Below are 278 nucleotides of genomic sequence, written 5' to 3'. Positions count from 1 at the left end.
ATTTGATGGTGGCGCAGCACAACGCATTGATGCGCGCCTCGGGCTTCACCTTCCTCGGCCTGATCGGCGTGCCGACCTATCGCAGCGCCGAAACGCGCGCCATCGAGCTCGCCACCGAATGGCTGCGGCGCGTCAACCTCCTCGACCGCGCCGACGATGCGGCCGGCAACCTCGCCTACGGCGACCAACGCCGGCTCGAGATCGCGCGCGCGATGTGCACCGAGCCCGCGCTCTTATGCCTCGACGAGCCCGCCGCCGGCCTCAATGCGCGCGAGAGC

The 278-nt window shown here is 69.8% G+C and carries 1 protein-coding gene; it reads left to right on the top strand.

Going from position 1 to position 278, the window contains the following annotated elements:
- Positions 1 to 278 (top strand): ATP-binding cassette domain-containing protein (locus ACX6XY_RS30225; RefSeq protein WP_460337852.1); only part of this gene is annotated, 278 nt, incomplete at both ends.

It is taken from the genome of Streptomyces sp. O3 (genome assembly GCF_054788135.1).
The sequence above is the reverse complement of the archived record's forward strand: the minus strand, read 5'-3'. Positions and strand labels throughout refer to the sequence as shown.